This is a genomic window from Novosphingobium sp., assembly GCF_040398825.1.
Taxonomy (GTDB): Bacteria; Pseudomonadota; Alphaproteobacteria; order Sphingomonadales; family Sphingomonadaceae; genus Novosphingobium.
Genome location: NZ_JBBATI010000029.1, coordinates 1 through 18,829, shown reverse-complemented (window position 1 = coordinate 18,829; position 18,829 = coordinate 1). Strand labels below are relative to the sequence as shown.

The following is an 18,829-nucleotide window of genomic DNA, read 5'->3' as shown; positions in this document are numbered from 1 at the left end:
TCCAGTGGAGTGGACGCGATGATGAATGCCCGTTGTTACCCCCGAATTGGTTGTTACCCCCGTATCGCCGGCGCCGCGCTGGCGTTTCCGCTGTTGTGGTGCGTTGCGCCGGCCATGGCCGCCGATGGCGCCGATCCCGCCGCGATCCGCGTGGTCGGCCATCCCGATCCCGAAGGGTTGTTGCCCGATCAGACCGCGCCAAAGGCGGTCAGTGCCATTTCGGCCGATTTCATCACCAAGCAGGCGCCGACGCTGAACGCGTTTCAGCTGATCAATCTGCTGCCTGGTGCCAATGTCGCATCCAGCGATCCCTATGGCCTGTCGGTCAGTTCCAGCCTGACCCTGCGCGGGCTGGGGCAGGACGAGATCGGCGTGCTGATGGAAGGCGCGCCGCAGAACGACATCGGCTATTACTATGCCTATCCCTCGCAATTCGCCGACGCTGAAAATGTGCGGCAGGTCACGCTGTCGCAAGGGGCGGTCGATATCGATTCCCCGGTTGTCGGCACCGCCGGCGGGCTGCTGTCGCTGACGCTGGATGATCCCAGGGCGCGCAGGGGCGGCCTGATCGATCTGTCGCTGGGTTCGTACAACGAAGCGCGCGCCTTCGTGCGGTTTGATACCGGCCGGATCGGCAAGACCGGGCTGAAAGCGTTTGTGTCGTATTCGTACAACCGCGCCGACAATTGGCGCGGGTCCGGTTTCGACACGCGCCACCATATCGATGCCAAACTGCTGAACGAATGGGGCGACGGCAACCGCGCCAGCCTGGCCGTGTCGTTCAACGCCGCCAACACGTCGAGCTATCCCAGCCCGACGCTGGCCGATTGGCTGGCCAATGGGCGCGGCTTCAATTTCGACAGCCATTACAGCGATGGCAACACCAATTATTGGCGGCTGTATCGCAGCCCGTTCCGAAACCTGTATTTTTCCGCGCCGGTGCATTTGCAGCTGAACGACCGGCTGACGTTCGACAGCACCGCCTATCTCCAGTTCGGGTATGGCAATTCGCCCTATGGCACGCAGCTGACCACCACCGGCAACACGCTCGGCACCGAATTGCTGGACCAGCCGATCGCGCTGCCCGGCGCGCAGGACGGGCTGGCAACCGTGCTGGGCAATTTTACCGGGCAACAGTTTCGCGGTGGGGATGTGGCGCGGCTGACGCTGCAGGCGGGCGCACATCGCCTGACCGCCGGGCTGTGGTTTGATGTGGGTACCGATCACGTGATCCAGTCCTACACATCGATCCACGCCGACGGCACGCCGATCGATCCGTGGGGCCATCAAAGCAAGGCCATCCGCACCGCCGACGGGCGTCTGCTCGCCTATGAAAACGAACGTACGATCACCGCCACGCGTGGCTTTTTCGTGGCCGACAGCATCGCCGTCACGCCGCGGCTGGGCCTGGATGTGGGGTTCAAGGGCGTCGCCGTGCTGCACAACGGGCAGAACTATCTGCCCGGGCCACAGGCGGGCGTCCGCCATGACAGCTTTGCCGCGCTGCCCCGCGCGGCGCTGCATTACCGGGTGGACGACCGCCAGCAACTGTTCGCCAATGTCACCACCAATTTCCGGTCACCCGACGAATATACCTTGTACAACACCTATTACGGCGGTGCGCTGACCGGGGTAGGGGCACCCACGCTGCGCAACGAATATGCGGTGTCGCAGGAACTGGGCTACCGCTACATCGGCCCGGTGCTGTCGCTGTCGCTGACCGCGTTTCACTATCATTTCCGCAACCGTCAGCTGGCGACGGTGATCAATGCCGGCGGCGCGCTGATCAATTCGACGCTCAACGCCGGCAGCCAGACCTCGTACGGGCTGGATGGCGAAATCGACTATCGCCCCGCCAAAGGCCTCAGCGTCTATCTGTCGGGCGAAGTTCTGCACACCCGGATCGACAGCGATCTGCCGGTCAATGGCGATTTTCTGCCGACCACGGGCAACCATGCGGTGTCCAGCCCCACGGCGCAGTTCGGTGTGGGCGGCACGTATGATGATGGCCGCCTGTTCGGTTCTGGCGCGCTCAAATATGTCGGCCGGCAGTTTTCGACGTTCATGAACGACGAAAGCATTCCGGGCTATGCCACGCTCGATCTGTCGATCGGGGTGCATCTGGCGGGGCTGGTCGATGCACAGCGCACCGATCTGCGGCTGAACGCGATCAACGTGACCAATCCGCATGTGCTGGCCGGTGTCGAGGCCGTCAGCACCAATGCGCAGGATACCGTTGGCCGCAACGGTACGCTGATTTCCGGATCGGCACCGGCCTATTACATCGGCAGCGGACGCGCCTTTGTGGTGACGATCGCGCGGGCCTTTTGATGACAGCCCCGATCGCCCCGACTGCCCTGTCACAGTCCGCGCATCTGGTGCATGGCATGGGCACGGCGCTGGAGGCGCCGGTCTGGCCCGCCATTACCGTTGACGAGGCGTCGGCCGTGCTCGACCGGTTTCCCGCTGCGGGGCGCATGGCCGGTTCGCGATCCGGGTTGCACTGGCATTCGCCACGCCCGTTTTCTGCTGCGGCGCAAGTGCAGACGGACGCGGGCCGGTTTTTCCTGAAGCGGCATCACCGGCGCGTGCGCACGCCGGGGGCACTGGCGCCAGAACACCGGTTCATGGCGCATTTGCAGAATGCAGGGCTGGCGGTGAGCGCAATCGTGCCGGCACGCGATGGCACCGGCGCCGTCGCACAGGGTGACTGGACTTACGAACTGTTTCGCCAGACACCGGGCCTTGACCTCTATCGCGACCGGCAATCGTGGACGCCGTTCCTTGACCATGGCCATGCCGGTGCTGCCGGTGCGGCGCTGGCGCAGCTGCATCGGGCCGCGCAGGATTTCGCCGCGGGCCCGCGCGGGCCTGATCCGCTGGTCGCCAGCTTTACCATCCTGCCGTCGCACGATCCGCTGACAGCGGCCGCCGCCTATATTGCCGCGCGCCCGGCACTGGCCGCGTTTCTGGCGGACAAGCCGTGGCGGCAGGACCTTGGCCGCCTGTTTGCCATGCTGGGGCAGGGCCTGACCGAACGGCTGGCGGGCCAGCCGCCGCTGTGGACGCACAACGACTGGCACCCGTCCAATCAGCTGTGGTCGGCTGACGGCATGGTCGATTGCATGTTCGATTTCGGGCTGGCGACCCGCACTTGCGCGCTCCACGATATTGCCACGGCGATCGAGCGGACCGCCATACCCTGGCTGCATTTGCGCGATGGAACGATCGATACACCGGCCGATGTGGATGGCGCGCTGGCGCTGCTGGCCGGGTATCGCACGGTGCTGCCGCTGGGCGCCGCCGATGTTGAAACCATCGTGCGCCTGCTGCCGCTGGTACATATCGAATTTGCGCTGTCCGAAGTGGACTATTTCGCCGGCATCCTGGCCGACCCGGCGCAGGCCGGTCTGGCCTGGCACGGCTATGCCATTGATCATGCCGAATGGTTTTTGTCACACGCCGGCCAGGATTTCCTGCAGCAGTTGCGCAAGCGGGCCGGCGCGTGATGTCGATGCTGGAACTGATCGCTGTCACCACCAGCTTTCTGGCCATCTGGCTGACCGCGCGGCGGGCGATGTTGTGCTGGCCGATCAACCTGGTGGCCTGTGCGCTCTATTTCAAACTGTTCCTCGATGTGCGGCTCTATGCCGACATGGCGCTGCAGGCGCTGTTTGCGCTTGGCATCGCCTATGGCTGGGTGGTCTGGGCGCGCGGAAAGCGGGACAGCGGAGACGTCGTGGTGGTGCCATTGTCGCGCGGGCAGGCGTGCGCAGGGCTGCTGGCCGGCGCGGTGGCGGCGCTGGCGATCGGCTGGTTTACCAGCCACTATACCAATGCGGCCCTGCCATGGATCGATGCCACGCTCAGCAGTTTCAGCCTGGTTGCCCAATATTGGACCGCGCGGCGCCATGCCGCAAACTGGCTGCTGTGGATCACGGTGGACATCGCCTATGTCGGCATGTTCATGGTCAAGGCGCTGTGGCTGACCACCGGGCTTTATGCAGCGATGATCGTGCTGGCGGTGCTGGGTTATCGTCGCTGGCGGCAGGCGCCGCAGATGCAGCGTTCCATATGAATCGCGTCACGCTTTGGCCCAGTCGACCGGTTCGATGCGCGGTAAAATGAACACCCATCCGATAAACCCCAGCACGTTGATCAGGCCCGCTACCAGAAACGCGTTGAAATACGATCCGTCGCTGGCGTCGATCAGCACGCCGGCAAAGAACAGGCCGATGATCCCGGGAAAATTGCCCATCATGTTCTGTATGCCGACCCAGCGCGCCACCGCAGCCGGCCCGCCCATGATCTGCGGAATCATGAAATATTGCGCCGATGAAAGTCCCAGAAAAATCTCGTAGGCAAACAGGCAGGCAATGCAGCCCGTGATCGGCAGGACCGGCATCAGCAGCATGGAGACCAGTCCGACGACCTGCGCGCACGCCAGCGGAACCTTGCAGACGATGGTGGCGGACCGGCCCGATGCCATCAACCGGCCGATGGCCCAGCCACCCAGCAAGGCCGTCAGCGCATTCACCAGATAGGCCGCGGATGCCATCTCTGCCATGGTAACCTTGTCAAATCCCCGCGCTTTTTCAAGGTAGAGTGGCAAATAGCCGAGGATGAAATACCAGTTCCAGTTGCCGGCAAAGTGCCCGATCGACGCCCCCCACAGGGCGCGCTGGCGCAGGATTTGGGAAAGCGGCACGGGCTGGATCGTCGCCCCATCACCGGTAGTGACCGGTTCGGGGCGCAGGCGCACCCGGCTCCAGGGCAACAGCCACAGCAGCGACAGGGCGCCAAACGCGACAAACACCGGTCGCCAGCCCCATTGGACCATCAGCATGCCACCCAGCAGCGTGCCCACCGCCGGCCCGACCATATAGCCAAACCCGATGATGCCGTTGGCCAGGCTGACCTTGTCGCGCGGCACATTGACCGCGATCAGCTTTGACGCCGTGGTAAAGGCAACACATTCGCCCAGACCAAGCAAAAAACGCAAGGCGACCAGCTGGGGAAAGCTGGTGGCAAAGCCGGTCAGCAGCGTCGAAATCGACCAGATCAGCGCGCCCAGGCCCAGCACCCGTTTGCAACCCCAGCGGTCTGCCAGCATCCCCATCGGCAGCTGCAACAGGGTATAGCTGAAATAGAACGCCGCCAGCAGCGTGCCATAGGCCGTTGCGGACAGGTTCAGATCGGCGCTGATCTGTTTTGCACCGGTCGCCAGATTTCCGCGATCGATATAATTGATGAACAGTGATGCGCTGACCAGGCCGACCAGAACCATTGGTCTGGTATAGCCGGACGATGTCGCGGTATCGGATTTCATCCTGCGCCTTTCCGGTAACGCAACAAACCAATCGGGCACCGGCGTCTGGTGCCAGCATCGCCCCCGCGTTCGGGATGGCAATGCGTCGCTCATGGTCGCAAGCCTTTCGTCGGCGCGCAATACCGGTTGCGGCATTCTTTTTGCGAAAGTGCGGATCAGTCCGATCGTTCAGCACGCGCAGCCCGCCGGCGATCGCGCCAGACGGCGTTGTGCAAACGCGGTCTGATTATCCCGGGCATTGCATCGCCGGTGCTGGCCAGCATCGGTGTGCGCGGCGAAAACGGTGACGCCGGCCCCGCAAACAGTGACCGGCATTGATGCTTTGCCAACCATCACGCGCGACGGGCTGCATGCCGCTGTTTGCGGCTATTTGTCGGGCAGTGGTGATCCGGCGTCGCTGACCGGCAATTGCGGTTCCACGATCCTGGGCTGATCGCCCGTCAGTGATTTGAGGAAGGCCACGATCTGCGCCGTCTCGGCCGTGGTCAGCGATTGGCCAAGCTGTGCCCTGGCCATGACGTTGACAGCCTTTGCCAGGTCCTGTTCTGATCCGGTGTGGAAATAGGGTGCGGTCAGGGCAATGTTGCGCAGGCTCGGCACCTTGAAAACATAGTCGTCGGCCGGCCTGCCGGTCACGGCGCTGCGTCCCTTGTCGCCGACCGGGCGATATTGGGCATCGGGCACCGCGACTGCCCCGAATTTGGCATACATGGCGCCGCCGATATTGACCCCGGCATGGCAGGCAGAGCAGCCTTTGTCCATGAACAGCGTCAGGCCGGCCCTTTGGTCAGCGCCCAGCGCAGCCGCATCGCCGCGCAAAAAGCGGTCGAATGGCGCATTGGGCGTGAACAGCGTCGCTTCGAACACGGCCAGCGCGGTTTGCGCGTTGGCCAGCGAAACCGGATTGGCATCGCCGGCGAAGGCGCGCGCAAATTCGGTGCGATATTGCGGCAACGCTGCCAACTGTTCGGCAACATGCTGTTTGGGCGATGCCATTTCCACCGGATTGACCATTGGCCCGCCTGCCTGTTCTGCAAGGTCCTTTGCCCGGCCGTCCCAGAATTGCGCGAAATTGAACGCGGCATTGAACACCGTGGGCGAATTGCGCCCGCCCCGCGTGCCGTGAAAGCCCGCCGAGGTTGGCGAATTGTCGGCTCCGCCAAGACCCATATTGTGGCATGACGCACAACTGATCGAATGGGTCGCCGAAATCCGCGGATCGAAATAGAGCATTGCACCCAACGCGACCTTTTCCGCCGTCGCCGGATTGCCGGGCAGGTCCGGCGCTGTGGTGGGGATTGGCTGAAACAGCCCGCGCGCGCGCAGGATCAGCGGGTCGGTTGTTGCCGGTATCGCGGAACTGGCAACCAGCGGAACAGGGTTCGGGGCGGCGGCGGTTTGTGGCGCCTTGTTGCAACCGGCGACCAGCAGGCTGACGCTCGCTGCCAGCAGGATCGACCGGCAGCCCGCCGCCAGGCGCGGCCTGCGTTGAGAACGGACGTGCCCGCCGGAATGGTCAGATGCTGCGTGCATGGTGCTCTCCTCGATCCAAAAACGGCCGAACCGGCGCTGCGACAGACCGCAGCGAAACAGACGGGCCGCATGGGGACCGCGCCTTTCAGGCCCGCAATTGCGCCTGCCGATCAGATAGCCCGGGGCCGGGGGCAAACCGCAGGGGCGGAATATACCCAGCCCACGCCATCATGGGTTGGATACACGGCGCGGGGGACCGCTTGCGCTGGTACACCGGTTGACAATTGCCACATCAGATCACCAAGGCGATCGCCCATGCTGCGCTGATCATCAGCAATTGGGCAGGGACAACGCGGGCCGCAAACGGGCGTGTGCCCGCCAATGCGGAAAACAGCATCTTTGCCGCAGCGCTGGTCGAGCTGGCGGTCAGGATCGGCACGACCGCGTGTTGCGGCGTCATCGTTCCATCGGCCACCTGCGCTGCGACCGAGATCACGGCGGCATGCACATCGAGCACACCCGAGATCGCCGCCGCGGTAAGCAGGCCGGTTTCGCCGAACCATGATCGCAGCGCCGCCGATGCCACCAGCATCACCGCCAGGACGCCCGCAAACAGCAGTGCCATGACCAGGTTGAACGAGCGACTGAACCGGGGCGGTTCGGCAGGTGTTTCCCGCCAGGCCTGCGCAGCGAACCATCCTCCTGCGGCCAGCGCCACCAGCGCAGCCCCGCTTACCGGGCCGATGGTGGCCACGAATGTGCGATGATCCGTCACCCCGATCACCATCGCCATCTGCACATAGGTAGCAACGGTGGACAAAATCGCCGCGGCCGTGCCGGCGGCCAGCGATCCTGGATTGCTGCGTACCCATGCGCCCATGGCCCCGATCGTGGCAGAGCTGGAGACAAAGCCCGACGCCAGCCCCAGCAATGGCACGCCAAGCCGCGCGCCAAGCATGCGGGAACCAACCTGACCTGCGGCGTTGATGGCCAGGATCACCACCACCACCAGCCAGATGGCATGGGGATTGAGCGCGCCGAATGGCCCCATCTGCCGATCGGGCAGCAGCGGCAGCACGACCAGCGTGGCCCCGGCCAGCAGCAGCACGTCGGCCAATTCACCCGCCGACACAGTTTCGTCGACAAAGCGGTGCAGGGGTGCACGCGCGGCCAGAACAATTGTCACCAGCACGGCCAGGGCAGCGGCGACGAGCGGCACGCTGGCGGACAGGGCACCCAGCAAAGTGGTCGTAACCAGGGCAATTTCGGTGGTTATCCCGGTATCCGGCGAAGCATTGCGCCTCCAGCTGCTGATCAGCGCCAGCGCGGTGATGCTGATCATCGCGACACCCGGCATCCACAGTTGCGGCATCATCGCAGAGCCAGCCCCCAGCAATGACGCGATGGTAAAGCTGCGCACACCCACCGCTGCAGGGCGCTCGGCCTTGCGCCGTTCGCGCTCTGCGCCAATCAGCAGGCCGATCCCAAGCGCGATCAGCAGGCGTTGGATAAGCTCAATCTGCGGCATGCGACGGTTCCCGCACCTGGTCGCCGAGCCCGGCGCCATCGACCAGATCATCCATGAACCCGGCAATCAGCCCGGTCTGCGATGTCGTGCCCGCCTTGGCATAGATATGGGTCAGTTGCGCCCGCACCGTGCCATGTGCAGAACCGCGCAATTGCGCGATCTCTGCCACGCTAAAACCCTTGATGGCAAACAGCGCGACATCGGCCTCTGCGCCCGTCAGCGCCCATTCGGCAAAGCGCTGGCGGATCAGGGCGCTCATGGCTCCTTTCGCCGCGGCAATCAGCGTGTCATCCGCCCGCGCGCGCATGATCATCGCGCGGACCTGGCTGGCCCCGATCACCACGCCGGCGACCAGCGCGAGCGTGGCTGCCAGTTCCACAATGAGATGCGCGCCAAGGCCGGTTGACGCGATGTCAGAGGCGACATCGACCGCAAAGAACGTGGCCGCCAACACCTGAAACACCAGCACCAGCGCCAGGATCAGGGTCTTGCGTTCAAGTGTTCTGCGGCGGTCGATCATCGGTCGCAGCTTATCGGCGGCCCGGTATCATGGCCAGAACGATCTGGCGCCCGCTACGCCGCGTTTCGAAGATGACACCGGCCAGGTGCAGTGCGATCAGCACATACAGGAGGTCGGCCGCGGTTTCATGAACATCCTTGAGCGGGCTGTCCTGTGCAGAGCCTCCTGCATCTTCATCCTCATCCGCATCAGACGCAATCGCGACCATCGCGCGTGCTGAAGCTTTGTGATGCTCGGCCGCATGGGGCGGCAATCCGGCCATCGTGATACCGGTCGCAATGATCACGCCCAGCGTGCCCCAGATCGCATAGACCATCAGTGCGCCCAGCGGATTGTGCGACGGCTCCATGTGGTTTTTGCCCGCGCGGATATCGCGGATATGGGCGATGGCTTTGGCGGGGCTCGGCGGAAATGCCGAAAAGCGCGCTTCGGCGGGGCCGACCAGCCCCCACAGCAAGCGCAGGGCCAGTATGGCGCACAGGGCATAACCCACCCAGATATGCGGCCATGATCCGCCCTCGGTCAGCGCGCCATTGACCAGCACGGCGGCGGCGATGGTCCAATGGGTCAACTTGACGACTGGGTCCCAGTTGCGGCGGGATGTGATTGAAATGGCTGTCATGGACCTGCTCCAAAAAATGTGGCCTGGGGCAGCCTTGACGCGAACAAACGTCGCACTCCATTGGATCGGCGCTTATGATGGCACGGCTAAGCGCATGCTTATCGATGCGCATGGCCGATAACGACCGGCTTTCAATACGGGGTCGCGTGAATACCGAGTCTGGCGGTGATCCCTCCGGCCGGATTGGCCTCAAGCCGCAGATCGATCGCATAGACTTCGGCAATGTCGCTGGCGATGGCCAGACCCAGGCCAGAGCCCGGCTTGGCGTTGTCAAATCTGGTGCCGATGGCAAACGCATCGACCATCTGCGCAGGCGTCATACCCGGGCCATCATCGGACAGGCTGATCGCCAGCCTGCCTGCGTTTGCCTCCAGGCTGATCGCGACGCGGGCATTCGCCCATTTCCCCGCGTTATCGAGCAGGATCGACAGCAGTTCCGACAGATCGACCGGATCGACCGCGACCTTCATGTCCATTCCGACGGGGTGTTCCAGAACAAACAGCTTGTCGGGGTGCAATTTGCGCATCGCGCCCAGCAGCGGCGCAAAAATGTCGGGCAGCAGGCTGGTTCGACCGGACGTCTTGGCCATGGCGGCAGACCGCGCGCGTGCCAGATGGTATTCGATCTGCTGCACCATGATGTCGCACTGGCGCAGCAGGCTGGTCCCGTGCCCCTTGCTGTGGGGATCATCATGCAGGCGCTCTGCTTCGTCGGTGATGATCGCCAACGGGGTACGCAGACTGTGCGCCAGATTGCCGGCCTGCACCCGGGCGCGATCGATGATCGCCTGATTTTCGACGATATAGATGTTGAGATCGTCGACCAGGGGGCTGATTTCGGCTGGAAATTGCCCCTGCAACGGTTCCCGGCGCCCGCTGCGCAATTCTGCCACGGCTATGCCCAATCGATTGAGCGGTCTGAGGGCAAAGGCGATCACCGCCACGCCGGTGCCGATCAGCGCGAGCGCCAAAGCCGCCAGCCACAGCGTCAGCTCGCGCGTAAAGCCGGCGATGGCGTCATCGAGATAGCGTTTGTCGGTGGCGATAACGTAGTGGATGACGCGCCCGTCGGGCACCAGGCGGGTAAAGCCATAGGTGATCGCCGGTCCGGTGGGGCCGCTCTCGATTGTGTGAACGACCTGGGGCGAATGGGCGACATCATCGTCGAGCATGCCGTGGCGCATCGATGCGGATCGCAGGGTTTGCCCGGCATCGACGGTGACCTGCCAGTAAAACCCCGACATCGGTTCCAGATAGCGCGGATCGGACAAGGGGCGCGACAACGCGATCTGGCCGTCCCGGGTCACATCCACCAGGCCGGCCAGTTCGCGCACATGGCCGTAAAGTTCATCGTGGTATTGCTGTTCGATATGCCGCGTGAACACGCTCGTCGCGGAATACCAGATCCCGCCGATGCCCAGAGCCACCCACAGCAGGATGGCAACCAGAAAGCGCGCACGCAGACTGGCGGAGGACAGCTTTTCCGGGAAACGCCACGTCGTCATGCGATCAGCCTGTAGCCAAAGCCCCGCAGTGTTTCGATCCGGTCGCGGCCGACCTTGCGGCGCAGGCGGCTGACCAGCGTTTCGACCGCGTTGGACTGCCGTTCCGCGTCAAGGTCATAGATGTGGTCAATGATCACGTCCTGCGCCAGGGCCTGGCCAGACTGTCGCATGAACAAGTGCAGCAGACGAAATTCCATGCGCGACAGCGGCAGCGCGACGCCATCAAGCTCCGCCTGCTTGCCGACCGGATCGATCCGCAGGGAACCGCGTTCCAGCCACGTGCCGGTGTTACCCTGTTGCCGCCGCGATACAGCGTGGAGCCGTGCCAGCAGTTCTTCAAACCGCACCGGTTTCACCACAAAGTCATCGGCCCCGGCATTCAGGCCCTCAACTTTGTCTTGCCAGCTGCCCCGGGCCGTCAGGATAATGATGGGAATGACGATGCGCCGTGCGCGCCAAAGCCGCAGCAGATCCAGCCCCGAACCATCGGGCAGGTTGAGATCGAGCACCACCGCACCAAATTTTTCGAGATCGGGCCAATGTTCGCCGTCCGCATGCGTTGCGGCCACATCGACGGCAAAGCCCGCCTTGCGCAGGCGCTCTGCCAGGCGTGCGGCCAGTTCGACATCGTCTTCTACCAACAACAATCGCACGGGTTTCGTTCCATCGGCCCATGATCGGGCAACACGGGTCATACACTGCCAAACTGACAAGTTCCTGTCAGCTTGAGACTGTAAGGGCGCCTTTATGCAAAAGCCCGTTTCGCCCTTTCGCCCAGGCCGTGCCTGTCTTGTCTTGCCGCTGTGCGCGGGGCTGGCCGTGCTGTCGGCATGTAACAAGTCAGCGCCGGCAGCAGCACCGGCCACTGCGGCGGCGAAAGATGGCTCCATCGCGCTGAACGCGCAACAGATTGATCGCCTGGGGGTAAAGCTGGCGTCGGCGCAACCGGCAGCGGCGCTGCCGATCGGCACGGTTCCCGGTGTGGTTTCGCTGCCACCCGATGCGCGGGTGGCAGTAACCACGCCCTATGCGGGCACAGTGGTCAAGGTTCTGGTCATTCAGGGTCAGGTCGTGCGGCAAGGCGAGGTGCTGGCGATCGTGCGGGCGGCGGAATCGGTGCAGTTTGGCGCCGCGCTGGCCCGTTCCCAGGCAGAGTTGCCGGTGGTGGCGGCCAATGCGGCGCGGCTGGAACAACTGTCTCGCGAAGGCATCATCGCACCCGCCCGCGCCGACGAGGCCCGCGCCGCGCTCGCCTCGGCCCGGGCGACCGTTGCTGAAAACCGGCGCTTGCTGGCGCTGGGCGGGGCGGCACGTGATGGCACGATAACCTTGCGCGCGCCGATATCGGGCCGCGTGGCGAGTGTTGCGGTCGATACCGGCGGCGCGGTGGGCAATGGCATCGCGCCGTTCATTGTCGAAAATTCCGCCAATCTGCGGCTTGATCTGCAAGTTCCGGAGCGGCTGGCCGGGCAGGTTCGCCCGGGCATGGACATCACCGTGACCCAGGACGGCCGCATGGCGCGCGGCACCGTCCTGTCAATTTCCGGATCGCTTGACCCCTTGACGCGTTCACTGGCCGCCAAGGCCAGCCTTCCGTCCGACAGCAGCTTCGTGCCGGGCAAGGGGGTGATGGTGACCATTGCCGGGCCAGCCGCTGTGGGCGGCGTGTCGCTGCCGGCATCGGCGGTCACCCATGTCGGCGATCACGATGAGGTGTTTGTGCGCACGGCCACCGGTTTTCGCGCGACCAGGGTGACCGTGGCGGGGCAGATCGGCGATCTGGTCTTTTTGTCTGCGGGCGTGCGGCCGGGCAGCCAGATTGCCACCAGCAGTGTCGCCGAACTGAAATCGTTGAGCCAGGGGCAATAAGCGATGTTGCGCAAACTGGTCGAACGCGCGCTGGCCTGGCGCATGGCCATCCTTGGCTTTGCGCTGGCGCTGGCCGGCGCAGGCGCATGGGCGTTCATCACCCTGCCGATCGATGCCTTTCCCGACATTTCGTCGACGCAGGTCAAGATCATCCTGAAGGCGCCCGGCATGACCCCCGAAGAGGTGGAAAGCCGGGTTATCGCGCCGGTCGAACAGGAAATGCTGGGTATCCCGCATCAATCCGTGCTGCGATCGGTGGCCAAATACGCGATAGCCGACGTCACCATCAATTTTGATGATGGCACCGATGTCTATTGGGCGCGCAACCAGGTCAACGAGCGCCTGACGGGCGTGATGGGTGCGCTTCCCGCCACGGTCAGCGGCGGCATGGCGCCAATCGCTACGCCGTTGTCCGACATGTACATGTTCACCATCGAAGGGCCGCAGTCCTTGGCCGAAAAACGGCGGGTGCTCGATTGGGTAATCCGTCCGGCACTGCGCACGGTTCCGGGCGTGGCCGATGTCAACGCGCTGGGCGGCATGGTGGAAACGTTTGAAGTCGCGCCCGATGCCAATGCGCTGGCCGCGACAGGCTTGAGCGTGTCCGATCTTGCCAGCGCCATCAACGCGGGCAACCGCAACGATGGCGCCGGTCGCCTGGCCACCGGCGAAGAAGCGCTGATCGTGCGTGCCACCGGGGCGATCCGCAATCTCGATGATCTGGCCGCGGTGGTGGTCAAATCCGGCAGCAGCGGCGTGGTGCGCGTCAGCGATGTTGCCGCAGTGCGGACGGGCGCGCTCACCCGCTATGGCGCGGTCACCCGCAACGGCAAGGGTGAGGCGGTCGAAGGGCTGGTGATGGCGCTGCGCGGGGCGGATGCGTCGAAAGTTGTCGATGGCGTCAAGGCCCGGCTGACGGAAATCGCCCCCAGCCTGCCCACGGGTATGAAGCTTGATGTGTTTTATGATCGATCCGATCTGATCGGACGCGCGGTCGGCACGGTGGAAGAAGCGCTGCTTGAGGCGACGTTGCTGGTTGTCGTCCTGCTGCTGCTGTTTCTGGGCGATGTGCGGGCGTCGGTCATCGTCGCGCTGGCGCTGCCGATGGCGTCGCTGATGACCTTTATCGCCATGAAATCCATCGGCCTGACTGCCAACCTGATGAGCCTTGGCGGGCTGGCCATTGCCGTCGGCATGCTGGTCGATGGCGCGGTCGTGGTGGTCGAAAACGTGGTCGAACGGTTGTCCGACCCGCGCCATGCCGGCACCAGCAAATTGCACAATGTGTTTGTGGCCGCGGCAGAAGTCGCGACGCCGGTGGCCAGCGGCATGGCGATCATCGCGCTGGTGTTCCTGCCCTTGCTGACGTTGCAGGGGCTGGAGGGCAAGCTGTTTGCTCCGGTCGCGCTGACGATCATTCTGGCGCTGGTGTCCGCGCTGGTCATGGCGCTGACGCTGATCCCGGTGCTGTCCTTCTTTGGACTCAAGGTTGGCGGCGCACAGCAGGGCGCCCATCACGAACCCTGGCTGATGCGCCAGTTGGGCCCGCGCTATGCCCGGCTGCTGGCGGGTGCGTTTGCGCGCAAACGGCTGGTGTTTGGCGTGGCGGCGGTGTCGCTGGTGCTGACCGGGGTGGCCTATTCCGTCACGGGCAAGACGTTCCTGCCCACCATGGATGAGGGCAGCGTGATCGTGCAGTTGACCAAGGCGCCCTCGATCAGCCTGGCGCACAGCCTGGAGGACGATACCAGGGTTCAGCAGGCGATCCTGGCCAAAGTGCCCGAAGTGACCGACGTGATTGCGCGCACCGGGTCCGACGAACTGGGGCTCGATCCGATGGGCCTGAATGAAACCGACAGCTTTCTCAAATTGAAGCCGCGATCCGAATGGCGCGTGGGCGACAAGGAATGGGTCATCGCCCAGATCCGCAAGGTGCTGGCCGATTTGCCCGGCATCCAGACCAGCTATACCCAGCCGATCGAAATGCGCATTTCCGAAATGCTCAGCGGCGCGCGGGGTGATCTGGCCATCCGCATCTTTGGCCCCGACAATGCCGAACTGGCGCGCATCGCCGGGCAGATCCAGGCCCGGATCAAGGCCATTCCCGGCACCAGCGAAGCGCTGACCGTGGCCAATGACAAAGTGGACTATCTGCAACTTGATATCGACCGCATTGCCGCCGGCCGTGCCGGGATGCCGATCGACCAGTTGCAGGATGCCATGCGCGCCCAGGTCGAAGGGGTGCGCGCCGGTGTGGTGGCCGATGGGCTGCGCCGGGTGCCGATCCTGATCCGTGGTCCGGGCGCGACAGATGGCCAGACTCCGCAGGCCTTTGCCGATCAGACCTATCGCAGCCCCAGCGGCCAGCTGGTGCGCGCCAGCGATGTTGCCAGGGTTGAACGCATCGCCGGGCCGGTGAAGCTGGAACATGAAAACGGTTCGCGCTTTGCCATGGTGCAGGCGTTTGTCACCGGGCGCGATCTGGTCGGCTATGTCGATCAGGCCAAGGCGGAGGTGGGCGCGAATGTAAAGCTGCCGCAGGGCTATCGTCTGGTGTGGGGCGGCCAGTTCGAAAACCAGCAGCGTGCCTCGGCCCGGTTGCTGCTGGTGTTGCCGATCGCGCTCGCCGTGATCTTTGTGGTGCTTTACGCCACTTTGGCAAGCGTACGGGCTTCGACACTCATTCTTGTCAATATTCCCTTTGCCATGGTCGGCGGGATGATCTCGCTGGCAATGTCGGGAGAATATCTTTCGGTGCCGGCCTCGGTCGGCTTTATCGCGCTGCTGGGTATTGCGGTGCTCAACGGGCTGGTGATGGTCAGCTATTTTCGCCAGTTGCGCGAACGGGGCATGCCGCTGGCAGAGGCGGTACGGATCGGTGCGCAGCGGCGCTTGCGCCCGGTGCTGATGACCGCGTCGATCGCCGCCTTTGGCCTGGTGCCCTTGCTGTTTGCCACCGGGCCCGGATCGGAAATTCAACGACCGCTTGCGATCGTGGTGATCGGGGGACTGATCACATCGACGTTGCTGACGCTGATCCTGCTGCCGATCCTTTATGAAAAATTTGGCGAAAATGCCGCCGAGCGTGCTGCCGGCGACCGGGAGATAACCCATGCGTAAATCGTGGCTTGTCAGGGCGCTGATGTTCGCCCTTGTCCTGTCGCTCACGCGGCAACCCGGGACCAGCCATGCGGCGGCGCCTGACTCGGCAGAGCCGGGGCTGCCCGCCAGGCCGGACGTACTGCAAGCGCTCGATGATCACCCCAATGTCGGGGCTGCCAACGCGCGCACCGACGCGGCGCGGGCAGAGGCTGACGCGCTGGCACAGGGCCCGCACGAATATACGCTGACCAGCAGCTATCTCAGCCGCACGGTCCACGATGGCACCGGCGCGGGCAATGGCCGCTTTGACGAGTTCGAGGCGCAAGTGACGCGCCCCATCCGCCTGCCCGGCAAAGCCGCGCTGGATCGTCAGATCGGCAGCCAGGGCGTGACATATGCACGCAACATGGCCGAAGATGCCCGGCATCAGACCGCGTTGCGCCTGGCGCAGGGCTGGTGGGACTGGCTGGCCGCAGCGCAGGAAGCGGCGGTCGATCGTCAGGCGGTTGCCAATTATCAGGCCTTGCTGACCAGCACCGGACGCCGGGTGGCGTTGCGCGATGCCTCTGCGCTTGAAGCCGCCGGGGTGGCCGCAGCCTATGATACCGCACGCGCGCTGGCCGAACGTTCCGCCGGGCGCGCGGCGGTGGCCCGCGCCCGGCTGGCGGCGCAGTTCCCCCGTTTGCCGTTGCCTGCGACCGTGCCGGATGTGCCGGCGCCGCGGCTTCCCGATGGTGGTCTGGCGATGTTGCACGACAAGATTCTGGGCCGTAGCCATGAACTGGCCGCAGCCGAGGCGCTGGCGTTGCAGGCCGATGCGCAGGCCGAACGCGCGCGCAAGGAACGCCGCGCCGATCCGTCATTCGGGTTCAGGGTGTTTTCGGAAAAAGGCGGCATGGAAAAAGGTGCAGGGCTGCTGTTTTCCATCCCGTTCGGCGGCGGTTATCGTTATGCCCTGGCCAGCCGGGCGGGCGCGCAAGCCAGCGCGGTGCAGGCCGATTTGCAGGCCGTGCGCCGCAACATGCAGGAAACCGCCGACGCCGACCTGGTCGATGCGCAATCCACGCTGGCCGCCTGGCAACAGGCACGCGATGCCGGCGATGCGCAGTCCGGCGTCTTGCAAAAGACCCGGCGCGGGCAGCAACTGGGTGAAATCAATCTGGCCGAGGTGCTGCTGGCCGAGCGCATGGTGCATGACGCCGCGCGCGCAGAGGTGCTGGCCCGCGCCGATGCGATGCGTGCGCTCACCCGTATCCGGATCGATGCCCACGAGTTGTGGATCGGCGATGACGACGACGCGCCGGGTGCCGCGCCGGAATGACGGCAGGCTGCGGTGGCATGATCTGGCTGCCGCCGGGAAACGGCGAATACCACCGACAGCGCGCAAAGACGCAAAAGCGCGAAGCGTGATCGACTGGCGCACCCGCCGCATGCCGCCCGGCTCCCGACTGACTGCTTGATTTTCTGCTGCAGGTGGGTAAGGGACCGGCTGACAAAGTAGCGGGGATCAATCCCGCCAGGCAAACGGGCGCGCAAGCGCGGCGGGGCCGTAGAATGGGAAAAAGATCCTATGTCTGCGGCGTACCCACTGGCTTCCTGTATCGAATGGCAATTCTCCGAAGCCGGAGAGCTTGACGCGCGATTGCGCGCGGCAAAGGCGACGGGCTTTGACCTCGCTGAATTCCATCTCTGGCGTGACAAGCCGATTGCGGCGCTGGCCCAGGCGCTGACCGAAACGGGCATGCGGTTGAGCAGCCTGTGCGTCGACCCGCGCCGGTCGATCGTCGATCCCGCCCAGCGCGACGAAATGGTCACCGCCGTGCGCGAAACGATCGCGGCCACGGCCTGTCTGGGCAAACCGGCGCTGATTGTCGCCTCTGGCTTTCGCGTAGAGGGGATGGGTGAGGACGAGCACTTTGCCAATGCGGTCACCGCCCTGCGCGCAGCTGCCGACGCAGCCGAGCAAGCCGGCGTCATGCTGTTGCTCGAACCGCTCAACACGAAACTGTTCGCCACGATGTACCTGGTCAGCACCAGGCTGGGCCTTGATCTGGTCGAGGCGGTCAACAGCCCCAACCTGCGCCTGTTGTACGACGTGTGGCACAGCGCCTGTATGGGTGAGGACATCACCGAGGTTCTCGCCGGTCGCGTGCATCTGGTCGCGCATGTGCAGGTCGCCGACATGGCCGACCGCAACGAACCGGGCACGGGCAGCGTCGATTGGTCCCATGTCATGCAGACCCTGCGGGACCTGGGTTATGCCGGCGCGATTGGGCTGGAATACTTTCCGACCCTGCCGATGGACCAGTCCCTTGCGCTCAGCCGGCAGACCCTGGCCTGCTGACCAGTTGGTCCCGAACCATCCACGACGTGCCGCCCTGGCAAGGCGCGGCAGCCCACGAAATGGACACGCATCATGCATGCCGACGCGATCGCGATAAGCCTGGACCTGATCAATCGCCACCATCAGCAACCGAACCGCAACTGGTTTGAAAGCCGGTATTTCTGGGAAGAACTCTACCCGCTGCTGGCCACGTCCGGCTTTCGCGCGATCGAAATTCCCTATGAGCCGGTCTGGCAGTTCGGCGGGCGCAGCGGCGTGCCGATGAACCGCTATTGCGTGAACACCAAATACGGCGACGCCGCCCGGTATCGTGCGCGACTTGCCGCCGGCGGCATCGACCGCGTCACCGGCGTGACCTTTAATCCCAACCTGTTCATGCGCAACAGCAATCTGGATTTCTATTTCGGCGCGTCCGGCCACTTCGCCTGAGAGGCGCTGGCGCACGCAGCCGACCATTTCGACGAAGCCGTCCGTTCGGGGTGTGATACCAACTCGCGCAAAGCGCGACTCATACCGCCCGCCCCGCCTCCCCACCCG

15 protein-coding genes are annotated in these 18,829 nt (G+C 64.4%); 8 read left to right on the top strand and 7 right to left on the bottom strand.

The genetic code is table 11. The features are described 5' to 3' along the window. Nucleotides 1-18 precede the first annotated feature (18 nt). The 3 genes from ABWP89_RS13825 to pnuC are packed head-to-tail and all read left to right on the top strand — an operon-like array spanning nt 19 to nt 4,078. On the top strand, nt 19-2,331 hold the full coding sequence (locus tag ABWP89_RS13825; protein ID WP_353229988.1) for a TonB-dependent receptor: 2,313 nt from the start codon (nt 19-21) through the stop codon (nt 2,329-2,331). Next, on the top strand, nt 2,331-3,509 hold the full coding sequence (locus ABWP89_RS13820; RefSeq protein ID WP_353229987.1) for a phosphotransferase enzyme family protein: 1,179 nt from the start codon (nt 2,331-2,333) through the stop codon (nt 3,507-3,509). The genes ABWP89_RS13825 and ABWP89_RS13820 overlap by 1 nt, the downstream gene beginning before the upstream one ends. Next, entirely contained in the window at nt 3,509-4,078 is a 570-nt protein-coding gene (gene pnuC, locus ABWP89_RS13815) for a nicotinamide riboside transporter PnuC (protein WP_353230029.1), read from the top strand. The genes ABWP89_RS13820 and pnuC overlap by 1 nt, the downstream gene beginning before the upstream one ends. 6 nt (nt 4,079-4,084) lie before the next feature. Here the strand turns inward: pnuC and ABWP89_RS13810 are convergent, their stop codons facing one another. From ABWP89_RS13810 to ABWP89_RS13780, 7 genes are all read right to left on the bottom strand, one after another. Beyond that, nucleotides 4,085-5,329: an MFS transporter gene (locus ABWP89_RS13810; RefSeq protein ID WP_353229986.1), complete on the bottom strand. Its 1,245-nt coding sequence runs from the start codon at nt 5,327-5,329 to the stop codon at nt 4,085-4,087. Nucleotides 5,330-5,695: 366 nt separating this feature from the next. Further along, nucleotides 5,696-6,862: a cytochrome-c peroxidase gene (locus tag ABWP89_RS13805; RefSeq protein WP_353229985.1), complete on the bottom strand. Its 1,167-nt coding sequence runs from the start codon at nt 6,860-6,862 to the stop codon at nt 5,696-5,698. Between the two features lie 232 nt (nt 6,863-7,094). Further along, nucleotides 7,095-8,330, bottom strand: coding sequence for an MgtC/SapB family protein (locus tag ABWP89_RS13800; protein WP_353229983.1), 1,236 nt, complete (start codon nt 8,328-8,330; stop codon nt 7,095-7,097). Next, nucleotides 8,317-8,850, bottom strand: coding sequence for a helix-turn-helix transcriptional regulator (locus ABWP89_RS13795; protein WP_353229982.1), 534 nt, complete (start codon nt 8,848-8,850; stop codon nt 8,317-8,319). Before ABWP89_RS13795 ends, ABWP89_RS13800 begins: the two co-directional genes overlap by 14 nt. A 10-nt stretch (nt 8,851-8,860) precedes the next feature. Next, entirely contained in the window at nt 8,861-9,472 is a 612-nt protein-coding gene (locus tag ABWP89_RS13790) for a cytochrome b/b6 domain-containing protein (protein ID WP_353229981.1), read from the bottom strand. A gap of 131 nt (nt 9,473-9,603) precedes the next feature. After that, nucleotides 9,604-10,977, bottom strand: a complete 1,374-nt coding sequence (locus ABWP89_RS13785; protein WP_353229980.1) for a sensor histidine kinase — start codon at nt 10,975-10,977, stop codon at nt 9,604-9,606. Next, the gene (locus ABWP89_RS13780) at nt 10,974-11,630 is read right to left on the bottom strand and encodes a response regulator (RefSeq protein ID WP_353229979.1); all 657 of its coding nucleotides are present in this window, start codon (nt 11,628-11,630) and stop codon (nt 10,974-10,976) included. Before ABWP89_RS13780 ends, ABWP89_RS13785 begins: the two co-directional genes overlap by 4 nt. A gap of 94 nt (nt 11,631-11,724) precedes the next feature. Here ABWP89_RS13780 and ABWP89_RS13775 point away from each other — a divergent pair, with 94 nt between their 5' ends. The 5 genes from ABWP89_RS13775 to ABWP89_RS13755 all read left to right on the top strand — a co-directional run bounded on the left by ABWP89_RS13775 (nt 11,725) and on the right by ABWP89_RS13755 (nt 18,721). Continuing rightward, on the top strand, nt 11,725-12,846 hold the full coding sequence (locus ABWP89_RS13775) for an efflux RND transporter periplasmic adaptor subunit (RefSeq protein ID WP_353229977.1): 1,122 nt from the start codon (nt 11,725-11,727) through the stop codon (nt 12,844-12,846). 3 nt (nt 12,847-12,849) lie between these two features. After that, entirely contained in the window at nt 12,850-15,966 is a 3,117-nt protein-coding gene (locus ABWP89_RS13770; protein WP_353229976.1) for an efflux RND transporter permease subunit, read from the top strand. Between the two features lie 22 nt (nt 15,967-15,988). Continuing rightward, nucleotides 15,989-17,269: a TolC family protein gene (locus ABWP89_RS13765; RefSeq protein ID WP_353229975.1), complete on the top strand. Its 1,281-nt coding sequence runs from the start codon at nt 15,989-15,991 to the stop codon at nt 17,267-17,269. A gap of 249 nt (nt 17,270-17,518) precedes the next feature. Then, nucleotides 17,519-18,292, top strand: coding sequence for a TIM barrel protein (locus ABWP89_RS13760; RefSeq protein ID WP_353229974.1), 774 nt, complete (start codon nt 17,519-17,521; stop codon nt 18,290-18,292). Between the two features lie 72 nt (nt 18,293-18,364). After that, the gene (locus tag ABWP89_RS13755; protein ID WP_353229972.1) at nt 18,365-18,721 is read left to right on the top strand and encodes a hypothetical protein; all 357 of its coding nucleotides are present in this window, start codon (nt 18,365-18,367) and stop codon (nt 18,719-18,721) included. The last annotated feature ends 108 nt before the right edge of the window (nt 18,722-18,829 follow it).